This window comes from Enterobacter genomosp. S (genome assembly GCF_001631805.1).
Lineage (GTDB): Bacteria > Pseudomonadota > Gammaproteobacteria > Enterobacterales > Enterobacteriaceae > Enterobacter > Enterobacter quasihormaechei.
This window is the reverse complement of sequence record NZ_LVVA01000002.1, coordinates 42,318-63,233: the sequence shown is the minus strand read 5'-3', so window position 1 is coordinate 63,233 and position 20,916 is coordinate 42,318. Positions and strand designations below refer to the sequence as shown.

At 57.0% G+C, this 20,916-nt stretch carries 18 protein-coding genes; 9 read left to right on the top strand and 9 right to left on the bottom strand.

Features of this window, described 5'->3' with window-relative positions:
• Positions 1 to 4: 4 nt before the first annotated feature.
• From feoA to greB, 3 genes are all read right to left on the bottom strand, one after another.
• Positions 5 to 232 carry a ferrous iron transporter A gene (feoA, locus tag A3466_RS04075; protein ID WP_006812243.1) on the bottom strand — a complete coding sequence of 76 codons (228 nt, stop codon included), beginning with the start codon at positions 230 to 232 and terminating at the stop codon, positions 5 to 7.
• A gap of 319 nt (positions 233 to 551) precedes the next feature.
• On the bottom strand, positions 552 to 2,882 hold the full coding sequence (locus tag A3466_RS04070; RefSeq protein WP_063449517.1) for a Tex family protein: 2,331 nt from the start codon (positions 2,880 to 2,882) through the stop codon (positions 552 to 554).
• A gap of 87 nt (positions 2,883 to 2,969) precedes the next feature.
• Positions 2,970 to 3,443 carry a transcription elongation factor GreB gene (gene greB / locus A3466_RS04065; protein ID WP_014072116.1) on the bottom strand — a complete coding sequence of 158 codons (474 nt, stop codon included), beginning with the start codon at positions 3,441 to 3,443 and terminating at the stop codon, positions 2,970 to 2,972.
• Between the two features lie 228 nt (positions 3,444 to 3,671).
• Between greB and ompR the strand changes: the two genes are divergently transcribed.
• Together ompR and envZ are read left to right on the top strand one after the other, a co-directional pair.
• Entirely contained in the window at positions 3,672 to 4,391 is a 720-nt protein-coding gene (gene ompR, locus A3466_RS04060) for an osmolarity response regulator transcription factor OmpR (RefSeq protein WP_001157751.1), read from the top strand.
• Entirely contained in the window at positions 4,388 to 5,734 is a 1,347-nt protein-coding gene (envZ, locus tag A3466_RS04055) for a two-component system sensor histidine kinase EnvZ (protein ID WP_003861615.1), read from the top strand. Before ompR ends, envZ begins: the two co-directional genes overlap by 4 nt.
• 124 nt (positions 5,735 to 5,858) lie before the next feature.
• Here envZ and pckA read toward each other — a convergent pair whose 3' ends face one another.
• Complete coding sequence (gene pckA, locus A3466_RS04050) at positions 5,859 to 7,478, bottom strand: phosphoenolpyruvate carboxykinase (ATP) (RefSeq protein WP_063449516.1); 1,620 nt, start codon at positions 7,476 to 7,478, stop codon at positions 5,859 to 5,861.
• Between the two features lie 371 nt (positions 7,479 to 7,849).
• On the opposite strand from pckA, the gene A3466_RS04045 reads away from it, so the two are divergent.
• Positions 7,850 to 9,610: a DUF4153 domain-containing protein gene (locus tag A3466_RS04045; protein ID WP_245167728.1), complete on the top strand. Its 1,761-nt coding sequence runs from the start codon at positions 7,850 to 7,852 to the stop codon at positions 9,608 to 9,610.
• 122 nt (positions 9,611 to 9,732) lie between these two features.
• On the opposite strand, the gene hslO is transcribed toward A3466_RS04045, so the two are convergent.
• From hslO to A3466_RS04025, 4 genes are all read right to left on the bottom strand, one after another.
• On the bottom strand, positions 9,733 to 10,611 hold the full coding sequence (gene hslO / locus A3466_RS04040; RefSeq protein WP_063449560.1) for an Hsp33 family molecular chaperone HslO: 879 nt from the start codon (positions 10,609 to 10,611) through the stop codon (positions 9,733 to 9,735).
• A 24-nt stretch (positions 10,612 to 10,635) separates the two neighbouring features.
• The gene (gene hslR / locus A3466_RS04035; RefSeq protein WP_063449514.1) at positions 10,636 to 11,037 is read right to left on the bottom strand and encodes a ribosome-associated heat shock protein Hsp15; all 402 of its coding nucleotides are present in this window, start codon (positions 11,035 to 11,037) and stop codon (positions 10,636 to 10,638) included.
• Positions 11,034 to 11,717, bottom strand: a complete 684-nt coding sequence (yrfG, locus tag A3466_RS04030) for a GMP/IMP nucleotidase (RefSeq protein WP_063449513.1) — start codon at positions 11,715 to 11,717, stop codon at positions 11,034 to 11,036. Before yrfG ends, hslR begins: the two co-directional genes overlap by 4 nt.
• 64 nt (positions 11,718 to 11,781) lie before the next feature.
• Positions 11,782 to 13,920 carry an intracellular growth attenuator family protein gene (locus tag A3466_RS04025; protein WP_063449512.1) on the bottom strand — a complete coding sequence of 713 codons (2,139 nt, stop codon included), beginning with the start codon at positions 13,918 to 13,920 and terminating at the stop codon, positions 11,782 to 11,784.
• Between the two features lie 327 nt (positions 13,921 to 14,247).
• Between A3466_RS04025 and nudE the strand changes: the two genes are divergently transcribed.
• On the top strand, positions 14,248 to 14,808 hold the full coding sequence (nudE, locus tag A3466_RS04015) for an ADP compounds hydrolase NudE (protein ID WP_063449510.1): 561 nt from the start codon (positions 14,248 to 14,250) through the stop codon (positions 14,806 to 14,808).
• 93 nt (positions 14,809 to 14,901) lie between these two features.
• Here nudE and mrcA read toward each other — a convergent pair whose 3' ends face one another.
• Positions 14,902 to 17,454 (bottom strand): peptidoglycan glycosyltransferase/peptidoglycan DD-transpeptidase MrcA, encoded by a 2,553-nt coding sequence (gene mrcA / locus A3466_RS04010; RefSeq protein ID WP_063449509.1) that lies wholly within the window; start codon positions 17,452 to 17,454, stop codon positions 14,902 to 14,904.
• Positions 17,455 to 17,574: 120 nt separating this feature from the next.
• Between mrcA and pilM the strand changes: the two genes are divergently transcribed.
• The 5 genes from pilM to hofQ are packed head-to-tail and all read left to right on the top strand — an operon-like array spanning position 17,575 to position 20,842.
• Positions 17,575 to 18,348, top strand: coding sequence for a pilus assembly protein PilM (gene pilM / locus A3466_RS04005; protein ID WP_063449508.1), 774 nt, complete (start codon positions 17,575 to 17,577; stop codon positions 18,346 to 18,348).
• Entirely contained in the window at positions 18,348 to 18,842 is a 495-nt protein-coding gene (locus A3466_RS04000) for a PilN domain-containing protein (protein ID WP_063449507.1), read from the top strand. The genes pilM and A3466_RS04000 overlap by 1 nt, the downstream gene beginning before the upstream one ends.
• A gap of 3 nt (positions 18,843 to 18,845) precedes the next feature.
• Positions 18,846 to 19,298, top strand: a complete 453-nt coding sequence (locus tag A3466_RS03995; protein WP_063449506.1) for a hypothetical protein — start codon at positions 18,846 to 18,848, stop codon at positions 19,296 to 19,298.
• Complete coding sequence (locus A3466_RS03990) at positions 19,288 to 19,692, top strand: HofP DNA utilization family protein (protein WP_063449505.1); 405 nt, start codon at positions 19,288 to 19,290, stop codon at positions 19,690 to 19,692. The genes A3466_RS03995 and A3466_RS03990 overlap by 11 nt, the downstream gene beginning before the upstream one ends.
• Positions 19,604 to 20,842 carry a DNA uptake porin HofQ gene (hofQ, locus tag A3466_RS03985; protein ID WP_063449504.1) on the top strand — a complete coding sequence of 413 codons (1,239 nt, stop codon included), beginning with the start codon at positions 19,604 to 19,606 and terminating at the stop codon, positions 20,840 to 20,842. Before A3466_RS03990 ends, hofQ begins: the two co-directional genes overlap by 89 nt.
• The last annotated feature ends 74 nt before the right edge of the window (positions 20,843 to 20,916 follow it).

Below are 20,916 nucleotides of genomic sequence, written 5' to 3'. Positions count from 1 at the left end.
CTTGTTAACGGGATAAAGATTCAACTTCAATTAATGCGAGATCTTTTTTTCGCAGAACCAGATTAACGCGTCGGGTTTCGATATGAATGGGGTCGCCCAACGGCGCGACGCGCACCACCTGGAATGATGAGCCGGGTAGCATACCCAGTGACAGCAGCTTCTGCCGATAGGCCGGGCTTATCTCACGGGTAAAACCGATAATTTTCCACGCACTGTCTGGAGTGAATTGCATAGCGCCTGATTCCACGAGAGGTTAAATAATCTACACTGCGATGATAATGAGAATAGTTTTTATCAGCAATAATAAAAATGTGACGGGATGTTGTTAAGCGTATTATTTTGCGGTCGGATTGACCTTGCTCAATATTTGCGGAAGTACCGAAAGGGAAAAATAAATATATTTTGTTAACGGAGTGATAAATAGTGGTTTAAATATGGATACACCATATTTATTTTAATTTCCTGCGGTCTGCTTGCCGGGCGGCACTGCGTTTGCCCGGCCTACAAAATCGTAGGCCCGGTAAGCGTAGCGCCACCGGGCATTTACAGATTTAGCGTTTCTTACCCATTGCCGCTGCCAGCGCATCCATCATCGCGCTGTTGCCCGCCGGCTGTGCGTCGCGTCCGCGTGGCTTGGCGGCTTTCGCTGTCGGGCGCTGCTGTTCACGGCCACCGCCATTACCGCCACGGCGCGCGCTGGTGTCGCCCGGCTGCTCGTCCAGACGCATGGTCAGGGCGATACGCTTGCGCTGGAGATCCACTTCCAGCACTTTCACCTTCACGATGTCGCCCGCTTTGACCACGGTGTGCGGATCTTCAACGAACTTGTCGGCGAGGGAAGAGATATGCACCAGACCATCCTGATGCACGCCGATATCCACAAACGCGCCGAAGTTGGTCACGTTGGTCACCGCACCTTCCAGCACCATGCCCGGGAGCAGGTCATTCATGGTTTCCACGCCGTCAGCAAATGTCGCGGTTTTGAACTCAGGACGCGGATCGCGCCCCGGTTTTTCCAGCTCTTTGATGATGTCGGTCACCGTCGGCACGCCGAACTGTTCGTCGGTGAAATCCACCGCTTTCAGGTTACGCAGCGCGCTGCTGTCGCCCATCAGGTCTTTCAGCGCCTGCTGGGTGGCGGCCAGAATACGCTCAACGACCGGGTACGCTTCCGGGTGAACGGTGGAGGCATCCAGCGGGTTATCGCCGTGGTTGATGCGCAGGAAGCCCGCGCACTGCTCAAACGCTTTCGGCCCGAGGCGGCTCACCTTCAGCAGCTGCTGGCGGTTCTGGAACTGACCGTTCTCATCGCGCCAGGCGACGATATTCTGCGCCATCATGCGGGTCAGGCCCGCGACGCGGGTCAGCAGGGGAACGGAAGCGGTGTTCAGGTCCACGCCGACGGCGTTTACGCAGTCTTCCACCACCGCATCCAGCTTGCGCGCCAGCTGCGTCTGGCTCACGTCGTGCTGATACTGGCCCACACCGATGGATTTCGGGTCGATCTTCACCAGCTCCGCCAGCGGATCCTGCAAACGACGGGCAATAGAGACCGCGCCGCGCAGGGAAACGTCCAGGTCCGGGAACTCCTGCGCCGCCAGCTCTGAGGCGGAATAGACCGATGCCCCCGCCTCGCTGACGATCACCTTCTGCGCCGTCACTTTCGGGAACTGCTTCTGCACGTCAAGGTAGAAACGCTCGGTTTCGCGGGACGCCGTACCGTTACCGATGGCGACCAGCTCGACATTATATTTTTCACACAGCGCGGCCACGACCGTCGCCGCCTTAGCCGCCTGGCCGGTGTGCGGGTAAATGGTGTCGGTGGCGACCAGCTTGCCGGTGCCGTCAACGACCGCCACCTTCACGCCGGTACGCAGGCCCGGATCGAGCCCCATGGTGGCGCGCAGGCCAGCGGGGGCGGCCATCAGCAGGTCATGCAGGTTACGGGCGAAGACGTTGATCGCTTCGTCTTCGGCGCGTTCGCGCACGGTGCCCATCAGCTCGGTTTCGAGGTGCATCAGCACCTTAATGCGCCAGGTCCAGCTCACCACGCCTTTGCGCCAGCTGTCCGCCGGGGCGTTGTTCAGGCGCAGGCCGAGATGATCGATAATGATCTGCTCGCAGTGGCTCTCTTTTGGCGGCTCGTCAAACTGCGGATCGGCATTCAGGGAGAGTTGCAGCACGCCTTCGTTACGGCCGCGGAACATCGCCAGCGCGCGGTGGGACGGCGCGGTAGAAATCGGTTCGTGGTGATCGAAATAGTCGCGGAATTTCGCGCCTTCTTCCTCTTTGCCGGTCACCACGGTGGAGACGATATGCGCATTCTTCCACAGGTAATCACGCACTTTGGCCAGCAGCGCCGCGTCTTCGGCAAAACGCTCCATCAGAATGTAGCGAGCGCCGTCCAGTGCGGCTTTGGTGTCCGCTACGCCTTTGTCGACGTCGATAAATTTGGCGGCTTCGGTTTCCGGGTCGTGAGACGGCTCGTTCCACAGCAGGTCGGCCAGCGGCTCAAGGCCGGCTTCGATCGCGATCTGTCCGCGTGTGCGGCGCTTCGGTTTGTAAGGCAGATAGAGATCTTCAAGTTCGGTTTTGCTCAGGGTGCCGTTAATGGCTTTTTCCAGGTCACTGGTCAGCTTGCCCTGCTCGCCGATAGATTTGAGGATCGCCTGACGTCGGTCTTCCAGTTCGCGCAGATAGCCCAGACGCGTCTCCAGGTTACGCAGCTGCGTGTCATCCAGACCGCCGGTGACTTCCTTACGATAACGTGCAATAAACGGCACGGTGTTCCCTTCATCAAGCAGGCGAACGGCAGCTTCTACCTGTTCGGCTCTGGCCTGAATATCACCCGCAATAATGCGGCAGAGCGACTCTTTCATCATGGTCAGTTCATCTTGTGGATCGAAAATCAGGGGGATAGTTATACGGGCTGACACCAAAAAATGCCAGCCGGGGAGGGCGCTCTCGGACTATTTAACATACTCGATTTCGTTGACGTACCAGCTTGCTTCACCGGCGGGCGTCTGGACAACGGCTAAATCGCCCACCTCTTTTTTCAGCAGGGCGCGGGCCATCGGTGAGTCGATAGAGATGTAATCCTTACGACCGAAAATTTCATCGTAACCGACGATGCGAAAACGCAGGGTGTTGCCGTCGTCGTTTTCGATTTCCACCCAGGCGCCGAAGAAGACTTTACCTTCCTGCTGCGGGGAGTAATCGACGATTTTGAGATTCTCGAGGCACTTCGTCAGGTAGCGTACCCGGCGATCGATTTCCCGCAGCCGCTTTTTATTGTACTGGTAGTCCGCATTCTCGCTGCGATCGCCCAGGCTTGCCGCCCAGGTGACTTTTTTGGTCACTTCCGGACGCTCTTCGCGCCACAGGTAATCCATCTCTTTTTTGAGTTTTTCGTACCCTTCACGGGTGATCAGAGGCGTTTTCATGGTGCAGCCTTTAATGCCGGTTAACTGTCTTTGCGCACAATACGTAGCGCACAGTGTAACAGACAAGATAAATAATGATTTATGTGATGAAATGAACAGATAAGCTGCTGTTAAATATGCTTTGTAACAATTTCGTCTAGAATTTATACCAGAATTTGCTGGTCGAACACGTGCACTTTTTTAGAATACGCTGTTCCAGGCCTATCCGAACCTTTGGGAGTACACACAATGCAAGAGAACTACAAAATTCTGGTCGTGGATGACGACATGCGCCTGCGTGCGCTGCTGGAACGTTATCTGACAGAGCAGGGCTTCCAGGTTCGTAGCGTCGCGAACGCGGAACAGATGGATCGTCTGCTGACGCGTGAATCCTTCCACCTGATGGTGTTGGACCTGATGCTGCCTGGCGAAGACGGGCTCTCTATCTGCCGCCGCCTGCGCAGCCAGAGCAACCCGATGCCGATCATCATGGTGACGGCGAAGGGTGAAGAAGTTGACCGTATCGTCGGCCTTGAGATTGGCGCTGATGACTACATTCCTAAGCCGTTCAACCCGCGTGAACTGCTGGCGCGTATTCGCGCCGTGCTGCGTCGTCAGGCGAACGAGCTGCCGGGCGCGCCGTCTCAGGAAGAGGCAGTCATTGCATTCGGTAAGTTCAAGCTGAACCTCGGCACCCGTGAGATGTTCCGTGAAGATGAGCCAATGCCGCTCACCAGCGGCGAGTTCGCGGTGCTGAAAGCGCTGGTCAGCCACCCGCGTGAGCCGCTCTCCCGTGACAAGCTGATGAATCTGGCGCGTGGTCGTGAATACTCGGCGATGGAGCGTTCCATCGACGTGCAGATCTCTCGTCTGCGCCGCATGGTGGAAGAAGATCCGGCGCATCCTCGTTACATTCAGACCGTGTGGGGTCTGGGCTACGTGTTTGTTCCGGACGGCTCTAAAGCATGAGGCGAATGCGCTTCTCGCCGCGAAGTTCGTTTGCCCGCACGCTGTTATTGATCGTCACCCTGCTGTTCGTCAGCCTGGTGACGACCTACCTGGTGGTGCTGAACTTTGCGATCCTGCCGAGCCTTCAGCAGTTTAATAAGGTGCTGGCATACGAAGTGCGTATGCTGATGACCGACAAACTGCAACTGGAGGACGGCACGCAGTTGGTTGTTCCCCCGGCGTTCCGTCGGGAAATCTACCGTGAACTGGGGATTTCGCTCTACTCCAACGAAGCGGCGGAAGATGCTGGCCTGCGCTGGGCGCAGCATTATGAATTCCTCAGCCAGCAAATGGCGCAGCAGCTTGGCGGCCCGACGGAAGTGCGCGTTGAGGTCAATAAAAGCTCGCCGGTTGTCTGGCTGAAAACCTGGCTGTCACCCAACATCTGGGTGCGTGTTCCGCTCACCGAAATCCATCAGGGCGACTTCTCGCCGCTGTTCCGTTACACCCTGGCGATCATGCTGCTGGCCATCGGCGGCGCGTGGCTGTTTATTCGTATCCAGAACCGACCGCTGGTCGACCTGGAGCATGCGGCATTGCAGGTCGGTAAAGGGATTATCCCACCGCCGCTGCGCGAGTATGGCGCGTCGGAAGTGCGCTCGGTGACGCGTGCGTTTAACCACATGGCGGCAGGCGTTAAACAGCTGGCGGACGACCGTACGCTGCTGATGGCCGGGGTCAGCCATGACCTTCGCACCCCGCTGACGCGCATCCGGCTGGCGACAGAGATGATGGGCGAGCAGGACGGTTATCTCGCTGAATCTATTAATAAAGATATAGAAGAGTGTAACGCCATCATCGAGCAGTTTATCGATTATCTGCGCACCGGGCAGGAGATGCCGATGGAGATGGCGGATCTGAACGCGGTGCTGGGAGAAGTGGTCGCCGCTGAAAGCGGCTATGAACGTGAAATTGCGACCGACCTCCAGGCGGGTGAGATTCAGGTACGTATGCACCCGCTCTCCATCAAACGCGCGGTGGCGAATATGGTGGTCAACGCGGCGCGCTACGGCAACGGCTGGATCAAAGTCAGCAGCGGTACGGAACTCAACCGCGCCTGGTTCCAGGTGGAAGACGATGGTCCGGGCATCAAGCCTGAGCAGCGTAAGCACCTGTTCCAGCCGTTCGTGCGCGGCGACAGCGCGCGCAGCACCAGCGGCACCGGCTTGGGCCTGGCGATTGTGCAGCGTATTGTAGATAACCATAACGGACTGCTGGAAATTGGCACCAGCGAGCGGGGGGGATTGAGTATTCGCGCATGGTTACCGGTGCCGGTTTTACGGGGGCAGGTAAAAGAGAGTTAAAAAAGGGTGGCTTTAGCCACCCTTTTCGTAGGTCGGGTAAGGCGAAGCCGCCACCCGACAAGGTTCAGTCTCTGCGGCCTGATGCCCTCACCCCGACCCTCTCCTACAGGGAGAGGGAGAAGGGCTACAGCTTCGGACCCGCACTCACCAGCGCAGCACCCGCCGGGGTATCGGTGTACTTCTCGAAGTTCTCGATAAACAGCTTCGCCAGCGCTTCCGCCTTCTCGCGCCACTGTTCCGGCGATCCGTAGGTATTGCGCGGGTCGAGGATACGCGTGTCCACACCCGGCAGTTCCGTCGGAATGGCCAGATCGAACATCGGCAGCGTGAAGGTTTCGGCGTTATCCAGAGAACCATCCAGAATGGCGTCGATGATGGCGCGGGTATCTTTGATGGAGATACGCTTGCCGGTACCGTTCCAGCCGGTGTTCACCAGATAGGCCTGCGCGCCGGACGCCTGCATGCGTTTCACCAGCACTTCCGCGTACTGCGTCGGGTGCAGCGACAGGAACGCCGCGCCGAAGCAGGCGGAGAAGGTTGGAGTTGGCTCGGTCACGCCGCGCTCGGTACCCGCCAGCTTAGCGGTAAAGCCAGAGAGGAAGTGGTACTGCGTCTGGCTGGCGGTCAGGCGGGAAACGGGCGGCAGCACGCCGAACGCGTCCGCGGTCAGGAAAATCACCTTCGTGGCGTGGCCCGCCTTCGAAACCGGCTTCACGATGTTGTCGATGTGGTAAATCGGATAAGACACGCGGGTGTTTTCGGTTTTGGACGCATCGTCGAAGTCGACAGAGCCATCGGCACGCACGGTGACGTTTTCCAGCAGCGCATCGCGACGAATCGCGTGGTAGATATCCGGCTCTGCCTCTTCAGACAGGCGAATGGTCTTCGCGTAGCAGCCGCCTTCAAAGTTAAACACGCCGTCGTCGTCCCAGCCGTGCTCGTCGTCGCCAATCAGACGACGTTTTGGATCGGTGGACAGCGTCGTTTTACCGGTGCCGGAAAGGCCGAAGAACACCGCCACGTCACCTTTTTCACCGACGTTCGCCGAGCAGTGCATGGAGGCGATACCGCGCAGCGGCAGCAGGTAGTTCATAACCGAGAACATCCCTTTCTTCATTTCGCCGCCGTACCAGGTACCGCCGATCAGCTGGATACGCTCGGTCAGGTTGAAGGCGATGAAGTTTTCGGAGTTCAGACCCTGCTCTTTCCACTGCGGGTTGGTGCATTTCGCGCCGTTCATCACGATAAAGTCAGGGGTGAAGTTTTGCAGTTCTTCATCGGTCGGACGAATGAACATGTTCTTCACGAAATGCGCCTGCCAGGCCACTTCAGTGATAAACCGAACGGAGAGACGGGTGTCGGCGTTAGCGCCGCAGAAAGCATCGACGATGAACAGACGCTTGCCGGAAAGCTGATGAGTGACGAGCCCTTTCAGATGCTGCCAGGTTTCAGGAGAGAGCGGTTTGTTATCGTTCTTCCCTTTGCCTTTATCGGCCCACCACAGCGTATCGCGGGTGGTATCATCTCGGACGATGTATTTATCTTTCGGCGAACGGCCGGTAAAAATACCGGTATCGACGGCGATAGCACCAAGATTCGTCAACACACCTCGCTCGTACCCTTCCAGCGCGGGATTAAGCTCTTCCTGATACAGCGTATCGTAATCGGGGTTGTAGACCACTTCCTGGACGTCGTGAATACCATAAGCCTTGAGATCTTGCGGGGTTAAACCATTAACACGCATATCACTGCTCCTTAGCCAATATGTACTGCCTGAAATTGTAGGGTTTTTCTGGGGATGTTAACCGCGACGGGGCTCATAGATTTACGTATCTGGTCAAAACCCTTACTAACGGAAAACGCTGCGACTCCAGTCACAGGGCGGGCAGATTATCGCAGGAATCGCTTTTTGGTTGGGGAAAATGTTCTTAAAAGGTTAATCTCTGGTGAATTTATCCGGAAGAATGTGAATGTAATCGCATACATGAAAGAGAATTACGTAAGGGTTACATTGGGAAAACGATTCATGTCTCCTGCAACTATGATTTCAGATATTGCCGTTGAGACCCTGATATCGCTTTAATGGGACACTGTATTTTTGTAAGCAAGGGATGAATGATGGACAACAGTGAAACGTTATCCCCTTCAACGCGCCTGGCCGTCGTGCTGGCGGGCGCTTTACAGGGAGTGCTCTGCTATGCCATAACCTGGTACATCGGGCATGCAAAATTGCCGTCCGATACGCTGTGGTTGATGTGCGTTATTCCTGCCACCGTGGTAATGACGACCACGATGTCGCTTGCTGTGACATCGTTCAGAAAACCTTTTTTGTGGCTGGCGCTCGGGTTGATCGGCGCGGCAGTCGCGGGTATGGGCGGCTGGCTTAAGTGGAGTGTTGCAGGACTCGAAAGCTGGAGTCTCAGAGATGAGATGCTCATTTTCGGTTTTCATCTGCTGCTGATGACGTTGTTGGTGTTGCCATGGCTTCAGCGGCATCTGGATCCCGTCCCGACTACCTCGTTTTACAGCGATTTTTATCAACGCAACTGGCATAACGCGCTGACGCTGCTCATTATTTTTGTTTCGAATGGTCTCTTCTGGCTGGTGCTTTTCCTCTGGGCCGAGCTTTTCGAACTTATCGGCATCGGCTTTTTTGATTGGCTATTCTTCCATTCTGACGGGTTTATTTCAGTGGCGATTGGCGTGGTTTCAGCCAGTGCGGCCGTGCTCACGCGTATGCAGGTAAGGTTAATCCTTGCCCTGCAACATCTGCTGACCCTCATCGCCACCGGTCTGCTTCCCCTGATGGCGGCGCTGGCGCTGCTCTTTATTGGCGCGTTGCCTATTGTCGGCTTTGAAACCATTTCAGCCAGAATATCCGCCGCGGGCTTGCTGACCACCTTAGCGCTGCTGCTGTTATTCCTGGTGACGATAGTGTGGCATCCACAGCGTCAAACGCTGCCTTACTATGCCCCGCTGCGAGGGATAATTCGCCTTGCCGTGGCTATCGTACCCGCGTATCCGGTTCTGGCGGGATGGGCGCTGTGGCTACGCATTTCGCAATACGGCTGGTCACCCGAGCGTTTGTACGGGGTATTAATAACCATCGTGGCGCTGGTCTGGGCGGTCGGATTTTGCGCCAGCGTCCTGATCCAGCGTCGTGAACCGGAGAAGATCCATGCGTACGTCATCCCTGCGACCGGGCTGCTTTCCCTCATCTTCCTGGCGTTGATCCATACCCCTGTGCTGGATCCGTGGCGAATAAGCGTAGCAAGCCATATGGCCCGCTATCAGGAAGGCAGAATAACTGCGGATCAAGTCAGCCTGTATATGCTCAGTAACGCTGGACGAAAGGGGCGGGAGGCGATGCTCACGCTTCAAAACGATCCGCAGTTTATCTCTAACCCAAAACGCCAGCGTGAAATAAATGGTCTTCTCTCCGGGAACGCTGGCGGAGCAGGTAAGATGACCGCCGCGATGCTGGAAAAACAGGTCCAGCTCGCACCGGGAATGGCTCGTCCTGATAAGGCATTATGGCAAGCCATGCTCAGCAATCAGTATCGCTTTGAGAGCTGCGATAGCGCCCAGAGTAACTGTTTACTCATGCCGCTGGATCTTAACAGCGACGGCATGCCGGAAGCCGTGCTATTTCAATTTACCGATCGCACGATCGTGGCTTACACACAAACCGACACGGGCTGGAGGATCGCCGGGGACGCGTGGAAAATGCCGGAGGCATTGACCAGAGAAGAACTTGACCGCGCATTGAGGCAGAGGAAAGTGAAATCTGTCGTGAAGCCCTGGGCGGATATTGAGATTTTTGGGGAGCGTGTCGATATGAGCTACGACAGTTACAATAATGCGCAGTGGCGTTAGTGCTTTTTCTTGCCGGGTGGCGCTACGCTTACCCGGCCTACAATTAGCAATCATATGAAAAAATTGCACCATTCATTGTAGGCCCGTGCAAGCATAGCGCCGCCGGTCACCAGGCTCAGAGCTTAGTGAACCTGCGGATCCGCCGGAGAGGCGTTATTGCGGATCTCCGCGATATCCATCGAATTGAACACGTAGTGCGTACCGCAGTAGTCACAGTGCATATCGATTTCACCGTCTTCCGCCATGATGCTGTCGATCTCTTCATCCGGCAGGGTTTTCAGTGCGCCAGCACAACGCTCGCGGGAGCAGGTGCACTTAAATTCCACCGCCTGCGGATCGTAAACCGTCACTTCTTCTTCGTGGTACAGACGCCACAGCACGTCGGTCGCCGACAGGGTGAACAGCTCTTCCGCTTTGATGGTTTCCGTCAGCGTTGCCAGATGCTCGAAATCGTTGGTCTGTGCATCCTGCGCAGGCAGAACCTGGAGCAGCATACCGCCGGCAGCAGGCTGGCCGTCAACTTCACCGGTACGGATGAACAGGCGGGTTGGCAGCTGTTCGGAACGCATGAAGTAATCTTCCAGGCAGGCGGCAAGCGTATCGCCTTCCAGACCGACCACGCCCTGATAGCGCTCACCTTCTTCAGGCGAGATGGTGATGACCAGGTAGCCGTTACCGACCAGCGTTTTCAGATCGGCATTTTCAGGGATATCACCCTGAACGCGCGCCACGCCGCGCATCTGCTGCTGATTATTGCCGTTGATCACCGCCAGCGACATTGGGCCATCGCCCTGCAACTGTACGGTAATATCGCCTGCGAATTTCAGCGTGGCGGTCAGCAGGCTGGTGGCAACCAGCAGTTCGCCCAACAGGTTTTTCACCGGCAGCGGGTAGTTGTGGTTTTCCAGAATCTGTTTCCAGGTTTCGGATACGGTGACCAGCTCGCCGCGCACGGCGAATTGTTCAAACAGATAGCGGTGTAATTGGTCGTGTTGGGCCATTTTCATCTCTCGTGCAGGTGAGGGTTACTCGTTCTCACCGTGTTTAAATTTCATCAGATCGCGGCGCTCTTTTTTATCCGGTCGCCGGTCCGGGTGAGGCATGGTCAGCGCATTCATTTTGCGCGCCAGCGCGGTTTTCTCACGCTTCTCTATGCTCTGGGCCGTCTCTTCATAAAGCAAAACGGCTTCGGTTGCGGGCCGCCGCTGTTCGGTAATGGCTTTCACCACGACCGTTTTCTCATCGTTACCCTGGCGAAGCGTCAACGTGGCATTCAGTTCAACCAGCTTGCTCGGTTTGCTGCGCTGGCCGTTGTAATGCACCTTTCCGCCATCAACCATTTCACGGGCAAGGGCGCGCGTTTTATAAAAACGGGCGGCCCACAGCCATTTATCCAGTCTTACCCCATCAGAGGGTTTTTCTTTCATGGCGTCTCCTTCACGGTAAGTGAGGGGATCATCCGGCGATAGTCGTTCAGCCCCGGATGTCGCAGATAGCTTTTTTCAGCCAGGCCGGAATCAGGATTGGTCACGCCCAGGCAATAGCGAATGCCAAATGCGGCCGCAGCATCCAGAATTGGCTCACTGTCGTCAATGAACAGCGTCCGTTCCGGCTGTAAACCGGTCTCTTCCACCACGGCATGCCACAACCGCTGATCCTCTTTCGGATAACCAAATGTGTGGGTGGAAAGCAATAAATCAAGGTGTGAAGCAAGACCAGTATGTTCCAGCTTCACGGCCAGGTTATGGGGATGCGCATTTGTCAGCAAAATGCGGCGCTTACCGCAGGCTTTCAGCGCGTCCAGAAACGGGACCGTATCGTCACGCAGTACGGCGCGTGCGCCCTGGGCGGTGGTCATGGCACAAATATCCAGACCGAGTCGCTCGCTCCAGTAGTCAAGACAGTACCAGTTTAGCGTATGCTGCACCGCGCTATATTGCGAACGAATGAATTCCTGCGCTTCCGCTGGGGAGATCCCCTGCTGTTCACCGTATGTTTCGGGGACAAGCTTTTGCCAGAAATAGTTATCAAAGGCGAGATCGAGCAGCGTACCGTCCATATCAAGCAGGACGGTATCGACCGCCTGCCAGTCGATATCAAGATGCATAAGGGGGAACTCCAGCCAGAAGAAACGTGCGCGACAGGGTAGCACAACTTGTCGCGCAGGGACGTTATCCGATCAGGCTCTCAGAAGAGGAGATCAGTTTCGGGTTAAGGCATTTTTCGTAGTAGGCCTGGATGTCTGCCAGTCGCGTGCGGGAGCGCTGGTAGCGGCGTACGGCCTGAAACCCGTTCCAGACAATGCACGCCAGCATCGCAATCAGCAGCAGAGATGTTCCTACGTAGCGCCACAGGCCAGCGCTGTCAGGCATGCGGTGCAGGCCAATATGACGCGTGCCGTTGGCGTCGGTAAACAAGGTAGTGACGATCCCTTCCGCGCTGAACGGCGTTCGCATCAGCATCTGTGCCAGGCGCTGAAATTCGCTCCACTGTTCCTGAGCAGGATAGTCATACAGTGAAACCTGCGGGTAGGGTTGATCCACCAGGTCGCTGCCTTCATCGCTGGCAATCACAAATCCGCCTGGCGCCGGGCTGTTAAGCGCCTGGGCCGCACGGGTGGTTTCACGCAGCACGAAGGGGGCGGTAGACGTCGCCACCAGGTTATCCAGCGACTCGGCGCTGACCGGACGCAGAAGCACGTTCACGCCGTCGAGGCGTCCCGCTTCGGCGCGTTTCACCAGCGCATCCCAGTCCTTACTGTTGCCGAGGTTGACCAGCGCGTTCTTAAGCCGGATACAGTCATCCTGAGCGGAACAGAGATCTTCAGTTTTCAGGACGATTTCGCCAAAGTCATCCAGCAGCACCATGCCCGACTTCTGAATGGCCGAGCGCAGGGCAGGACTCACGCGAGAATCATCATCCGGTTTCGGATGGAGCTGGCGATTAATCGTCTGGGTGAGCGCGGTGGCCTTATTGACCACATCCGATTCCGGCAGCGGCAGCGGAGAGGCATCATTCCAGATGATCTGAGAGCAGTCGAAAGGCGCGAACGGCGAGTTCTGGCGCGTGTTCCAGGCGCCGGGCGTGTGGATATTACACATCCCGGTACCTTTCAGCCGCAACGTATCTCCCACGCGTACACCCGCTTCTTCAAGCTGCTGGACGCTGGTGGCTTCCACGGTTTGCGCCCCTTTGATCCACGACAGGGTAAACTTGATCGGCATATCCAGCGGCACGAAGAGCAGCAGCATAACGAAGACTAGCGCGGCGCCACCGGCAATCACCGCGCTGCGAAGCCAGTGCTGAAGCGGGAAGTTTTTCACTTCGTCGTGCAGGGACAAATAACGTCCCTGGCGTACAACGTGGCGGTCGAGATAGATATCAATATCCGTTTTGTGGCCCAGGTCCTGCGCAATCCACGGCTGCCAGTGGCGCGGATAGATAAGATCGATAATCCCGAGCGAGATATTGTTGATATGTTCCTGATCGTTCTCGCCGAACAATCCCCAGCGTTTTGGGGTTCCGCGCAGGCAGTGAATTTCACGTAACGACGTTTTGGCCGGCGGGGCAAATATGCCCCACAGTCCGGCGGCCAGCAGCAGTACGGCGCCACCCGCGAGCCACGGAACAAACACGTCCGGCGTCAGCAGGCAGATGAAAAAGAGCAGGAACGAGACGACAATCAGCACCGCTTCGCGAATGCCATCCGGGCGGCTCAGGACGTACTCTTCATGCGTCTCCTGACGGATGTTCAGCAGTTCAATCTGCTCTGTCTCTTCACCGCGAATGGAGGCCTGCGTTCCGCTCGCGCGCTCCAGCGCAAAGCGTGGCGCTTCCTGAACATATTCGCTCAGGGTATGACCATTAAGGGAAATAACCAGCGGCAACGTGTCGGTATGGATCAGCTCGACGCTGTTTTCATCGTTAATATACTGCTCCCAGAAGGGCGGCAGGTGGACTTCAACAGAATCGAGATAGTAACGCCACTTGTTGGGATCGTCGGTAGTGATGCCGTAGCGGGTAATGGAGCGCGTCACGCACAGAACAGTGTCGCTTTGTGCGTTCAGGTTAAGCGATACGGGGGCGGTGCTGGCGCCGGTAGGGCCAGGCGAAAGCCGGGATCGGTTCAGCGTGTCGAGATACTGCTCAACGGTGCTGCGTTCCTCTGGCGAGAGCTTGCGCGTGTTTGCCCCGGCGAACGCGTTTAAAAAGGGCAGCCGATAACGGCGATGTACGCGGCGCCTGAATACCCACACCGCAATCGACGCGCAGGCCAGCACAGCAGCGAGAAAAATCAAAATGGTGCTCATGCTTTCCCCATCTTACTTATCTTCTTACAGGTGTTGTCAGTCGCACCTTTTGTACAATGAATGAGATTCTGTGGTCGGCTATCGGCAAGTATGGAGTCTAACTTGAGCATGTTGACGCGCATCCCAGTGACCGGTAATGATACCAAAGCCTGTTCCGGCGCGATATCAGCAAATTCCTGGAAACATTTCAACCTCTTGACATTTGTTTTGAAATGAGAATCGCATTCAGTTACGTTGCATAAATGTAAATAAAGAGCAATTGACATTGCCGAAACCGTGCGGCGTATCGCACAATAAAGCCAGTTCACCCAGCAAAGACCCGTCAAGATGACCAAACCCTTACAAAAGCCCACCATTCTGAATGTTGAAACCGTCGCGAAATCGCGTCTGTTTAATGTTGAAAGCGTGGATCTGGAATTCAGCAACGGCGTGCGTCGTGTTTATGAGCGTATGCGCCCCTCCACGCGCGAAGCGGTGATGATTGTGCCCATTGTCGACGAGCACCTGATCCTCATTCGTGAATACGCCGTGGGCATAGAATCCTACGAGCTGGGCTTTTCCAAAGGACTGATCGACCCGGGCGAAACGGTTTTTGAAGCGGCAAACCGGGAGCTGAAAGAAGAGGTCGGTTTTGGCGCGAAGGAGCTGACGTTCCTGAAAAAGCTGAGTATGGCGCCGTCCTATTTCTCCAGTAAAATGAACATTGTTGTCGCGGAAGATCTCTATCCTGAATCCCTGGAAGGAGACGAGCCGGAACCGCTGCCGCAGGTTCGCTGGCCGCTGGCCCACCTGATGGATTTGCTGGAAGATCCTGACTTTAACGAGGCGCGCAACGTGAGCGCACTGTTCCTGGTGCGGGAGTGGCTGAAGGGGCAGGGGCGTTTGTAGCGCCACCCGTAAAAACGGCAACCGATGGTTGCCGTTTTGCATTACGCTGTAGGCCGGGTCAGGCGTCGCCGCCACCCGGCTTTTTTGTCGGCGTCAGAAGAGCTCGTGCGTTTCGCCGTTATCAATGATTTCGGTTCCCACCTCGTGCACTGCCTGCGTGGTGGGCTGCGTGCCCTCGATGAAATACTCTGCGCGGCTGTTGCCACCGTTCGCAAGCTGCCCGGTGCTGCGGTCAATATTGACCGTGACAATGCCCGGCGGAGGCGTTAGCGGCTGCTCCGGTACGCCGTCGAGAGCGGCCTTCATGTAAGCATCCCAGGCCGGCTGCGCACTCTTCGCCCCGCCCTCGTAACCGGAAATCTGATCTTTAATCGCGCCAGAAGCGGTTGTGCGCCCCAGAGTGCGGCGGTGATCGTCAAAACCAATCCAGACCGAGGTGACAACGCCCGGGCCATAACCCGAGAACCAGGCATCTTTTGAACTGTTGGTGGTGCCGGTTTTACCGCCAATGTCGCGGCGCTGTAAATCGCGGCCCGCTCGCCAGCCGGTGCCTTGCCAGCCCGGTTCGCCAAAGATGTTGGTGTTCAGCGCGCTCTTAATCAGGAACGACAGCGGGGTGCTGATGACGTGCGGGGCATACTCCTGCGCGCCGCTCTGGGCGACCAGCGCCTGATTGGCCTGTTCCAGCTGAGGCTGCGGCACCGTCAGATTCTGACGTTCCTGAGAGATCGCCACATCTTCCATATCCTTGTTTTCAAGAACATTTGATTTTGGCGTGTCGCCGTAAATCACCGGGATATCGCATTCAGGGCAGGCAATTTTCGGCTTCGCTTCAAACAGCACGCCGCCCTGATCGTTCTCGATTTTGCTAATGAAATACGGATCGACCAGGAAGCCGCCGTTCGCCATTACCGAGTATCCACGCGCGACCTGAAGCGGCGTAAAGGACGCGGAGCCGAGCGCCAGAGATTCGGTATGGACGATGTTTTGCGCCGGGAAGCCGAAGCGTTGCAGATACTCTGCCGCATAATCAACGCCCATCGCACGCATCGCGCGAACCATGACCACGTTCTTCGACTGGCCAAGTCCCTGACGAAGACGGATAGGGCCAGCGTATTGCGCCGGGGAGTTCTTCGGCTGCCAGTCAGAGCCCGCACCGGCATCCCAGCGGGAAATTGGCACGTCGTTGAGAATACTGGCGAGCGTCAGACCTTTGTCCATCGCCGCGGTATACAGGAACGGTTTGATGTTCGAACCGACCTGACGCAGCGCCTGGGTTGCGCGGTTAAATTTGCTCTGGTTGAAATCGAACCCGCCCACCAGCGCCATCACGGCACCGTTTTGCGGATTGATGGAGACCAGGGCAGAGTTGACGTCCGGCACCTGCGCCAGCCACCAGGCATCACCGACCTGACGTACCCAGATTTGTTGTCCGGTTTGTACGACATCGGTCACTTTACGCGGCGTCGGGCCCTGAAGAGTGTCGGAGCGGTACGGACGCGCCCAGCGGACACCCTCCATGCGCAGCGACACAGAGGTGCCATCGGCCATCATTGCCACCGCTTCCTGCGGATCGGCCTGGGTTACCACCGCCGGACGCAGCGGGCCATAGGTCGGCAGCGCCTTCAGGGAATCGGTGATTTTTTTGCTGTCCCATGCGCCTTCGCCCACTCTCCACAGCACGTTAGACGGGCCGCGATAGCCGTGACGCATATCGTAATCCATCACGTTATTACGCACCGCCTGCTGGGCAGCCTGTTGCACCTTGCGGGTCACGGTGGTGTAAACGCGATAGCCGTCTTCATACGCTTTGTCGCCGTAGCGGCGCACCATCTCCTGGCGAACCATTTCCGTCAGATACGGCGATGAGAAAGCAATTTCCGGCGCATGGTAATTGGCGTCGATAACCTCGCCGCGCGCCCGATCGTAGTCATCCTGGCTGATGTAGCCTTCGCTCAGCATACGCGACAGCACCACGTTGCGACGCGCGGTGGCGCGGTCCAGTGAGTAGAGCGGGTTAAACGTGGACGGCGCTTTTGGCAGGCCGGCAATGGTCGCCATTTCGCTCAGCGTGAGCTGATCGATCGGCTTACCAAAATAGACCTGCGCCGCTGCCCCTACGCCATAGGCGCGGTAGCCCAGATAGATCTTGTTGAGGTAAAGCTCAAGGATCTCGTCTTTGCTCAGCAGTTGCTCAATGCGGATCGCGAGGAACACCTCTTTGATCTTTCGCATTAGCGTCTTTTCCGGGCTCAGGAAGAAGTTACGCGCCAACTGCTGGGTAATGGTACTTGCCCCCTGAGAGGCATGACCAGAGAACAGCGCCACGCTTGCCGCACGGAAAATACCGACCGGATCCACACCGTGGTGCTCGTAAAAACGGCTGTCCTCGGTGGCGATAAAGGCCTTCACCATGACGGGTGGAATTTCATTTAAGGTCAACGGGATACGACGTTTCTCGCCGTATTGCGCCATCAGTTCACCGTCGGCGCTATAGACCTGCATAGGGATCTGGAGCCGCACATCACGAAGCGTGGCGACATCAGGTAGTTGCGGCTCGACATATTTGTACAAACCAATAATCGAGCCTGCTCCCAGCAGAATGCAACAGACTGCAAGGATCAATAAATACTTTACGAACTTCACCGGAGATTTCCCATTTGGTTTAGCCTGGGCAGTTTCTAAACAATCGCGCGGTAGTATAAAGGCAAGCCTGATTCATTGATATAGCCGTCACTCCGACGGGCGATAAGGAGATCGTGAAGCATGGCTTTTAAAACGTGGCAAACAGGCGTTCATATTCAACAGGATAAGGTGGTCGCGGTGGCGCTGACCCGGGAGCGGGCCGGCTGGCGTTTACGCCGCTGGTGGGCCGTGCCGCTGCCGGACGGCATTATCGGGGAGGGGAAAATACTCAAGCCAGATCATCTGGTTAATGCATTACGCGGCTGGCGGAAAACGTTGCCGCACGCGCATCGGGTTTTTCTCTCATTTCCGGCGACGCGTGTGCTGCAACGCGCGTTGCCCCGGCCCAACGTAGCCTTGCGCGACAGCGAACAGCTCACGTGGGTAGGGGCCACATTAGCACGTGAGCTGGAGATGCCCGCCGATACGCTCTGCTTTGACTACGCGCAGGATACGTTCAGCAACACATTTCATGTCACCGCGGCGCAAAACAGAGAGGTCGATACTCTGCTGTCGCTGGCGAAAGCGCTGCGTTTGCGCCTGGCCGCCATCGCCCCGGATGCCGGCGCGCTGGCTAATCTTCTCTCTGCTGTTGAACCCGCCCGGTGCGTGGCCTGGAGGGATGAAGACCAGTGGTTATGGGCGATGCGTCATCAGTGGGGGCGGCGCTATACCACAGAAGCGGCGACGGTGAATGAGCTGGCGGCGCTGCTTGCGCTGTCTCCTTCTGACATCGCCGTTTTTGATGCTGCTCGCGATCCCTGGAAAGCGGTGACGCTGTGTCAGCCGCCGCTGCCTGAATGCGGTGCTGAGTACACCGTCGCCCTGGCGCTGGCCATGAGCGAGGCACGTTGATGAGCATGCCCAATCTTTTACCGTGGCGTCGGCAACAGCGTATTCAGCGTCTGCGCTTCTGGGGCCTGCTGTACGTCGCCTCGTTGCTGGTGATGCTGGCGGGCGGCGTTAGCCTGCGGGCGGCTCAGTCTCTCTCGTCACAGGCGTTGCAAAGCGATCTGGCGGGCACGCGTGCGGTGCAGAAGGTATTGAAAGCCCGTCAGCCGCAGCCAGCGGCGCTGAATACCCCTTCTCAGCCGCCCGAGCCGGTGGCCTGGCAACCCGTGCTGGAATCCCTCGCAGGCGTCATGCCCCAGCAGGCCTGGCTGACGGCGCTGCGTTACCAGCCACCCACGCTGATCCTGACGGGTTATACCTCCTCACTTCCGGCGCTCTCCGCCATGACCGATGCGCTAAAAAGGGTGGCGGGTTTTAACCCCGGGCCGACAGGCGAACTGCAACAGGATAGCCAGGGGCGATGGATGTTCTCTTTTCAGCTGCATAGCCGGAGGTAGCCAGTGGGGATCTGGTATCAACGCTGGGCTGATGCACGCCCTTCCCGACGCGTACTTTGCTGGTTGATGGCATCGGGGTTCATCGCGTTTGTGATGTGGGGGCTGCTGCTCAGACCCCAAGCTCTTCGCTACGCCGACATTCAGGCGCAGGCCATCAGTACACAGCGGATTAATACCTCGCTGTGGCCAGAAGCCAGACGGCGACCGGGGGTGACGCAAGGGAAGCCCTCACAGCCCTTTTCTCCGCTGGTATTTCAGCGTGAGGACGCAAGGCTGGTGTACTGGAAGCCGCAAAAGAGTGGGGGAGAGCTGGCGCTGGATATCTCATGGAGTGCCGTTCCGGCGCTCTTTTCCCGGCTGGCGCTTAAGAACGTGCGGGTGAGCGCGTTTGATCTTACGCCTCAGGGTAAACAGCTACGCCTCAGCCTGCAACTGGAGGTCGGTCATGCGCGGTAAAGCCCGTTTGCTGATCCTGCTTTCTACGCTTTTCCTGACCGGGATGCGGGATCCCTTCTCAGTGCCACAGGAGCGCTGCGCAGCAGGGCAACTGAGCCAGTGGCGTTATCAGGGGATAATCAGTGGCGGCATAGATATCGGCCTTATGCAGGACGGGCAGAAACGTTGGCACCGGGTAAAAACGCAGATGCGGTTACCGCCAGGCTGGCGGGTGAGTGCGATAGATAAACAACAACTGACCGTTGATGTCGGCGACATGTGCGAGCCGAAGCGATGGACATGGCAACGAGAAGGAACGAAAAAAAGTGAAGATAAGGATATTGCTGTTGCTGACGGCACTCAGCCAACCCCTGTGGGCCGCCACGCCAAAACCGGTCACCCTGCTGGTGGATGACGTCCCGGTGGTGCAGGTATTACAGGCGTTGATAGCGCAGGCGGACCGCAATCTGGTGGTCTCGCCGGACGTCAGCGGTTCGCTTTCGCTGAACTTAACACGGGTGCCCTGGAGGCAAGCGCTCCAGACGGTAGTAAACAGCGCCGGGCTGGTATTGCGGGAAGAGGGCGGCATTTTTTATGTGCATACGGCAGCCTGGCAACGGGAACAACAGACGCGTAAAGAGCAGGAGCGAGCCCAGCGTCTGCTCGATGCCCCGCTTCTCTCTCACAGCATTCCGTTTGCCTGGGCGGATGCAGCCGAATTGCAAAAAGCGGCGGAGAAGCTCTTAAGCCCGAAAGGCAGTCTGTCCGTCGACAAGCGCACCAACCGTCTCCTGATAAGAGATAACCAGACGGTTGTGGACACGCTCACGCGCTGGGCGGCGCAGATGGATCTGCCCATCGAGCAGGTGGAGCTGGCGGCGCAAATCGTGACCATCAATGAAAAAAGCCTGCGCGAGCTGGGCGTGAAGTGGAGTCTCGCCGAGGCGTCAGAGGCGGGAAAAGTGGGGCAGGTAACGACGCTTGGTGCCGATCTGTCGGTGGCCAGTGCGACTACCCACGTGGGGTTCAACATCGGGCGCATCAACGGCAGGATGCTGGATCTTGAGCTGTCTGCGCTTGAGCAAAAGCAGCAGGTGGACATCATCGCCAGCCCACGGCTGCTGGCGTCGCATATGCAACCGGCCAGCATCAAGCAGGGCAGTGAAATTCCGTATCAGGTTTCCAGCGGCGAGAGCGGGGCGACATCCGTTGAATTTAAAGAGGCGGTATTAGGGATGGAGGTTACTCCAGTAGTGTTGTCAGGCGGACGCGTACGCCTGAAGCTGCATATCAGTGAAAATATGCCCGGACAGGTACTGCAACAGGCAGACGGCGAAACGCTGGCGATTGATAAACAGGAGATCGAAACGCAGGTAGAAGTAAAAAGTGGGGAAACGATCGCGCTGGGCGGGATCTTTTCGCAAAAGAATAAAACCGGACGCGATAGCGTGCCTGTACTGGGCAACATACCGTGGCTGGGTCAGTTGTTTCGCCATGACGGAAAAGATAACGAACGGCGCGAGCTGGTGGTGTTTATCACGCCACGTCTGGTCAGTATTCATTAATGGGTAACGATCCCCGCAATGATTTTGCATTCAGTTTGTTGCAGATGTTTGACGTGGGGCATGAATTAGCATAC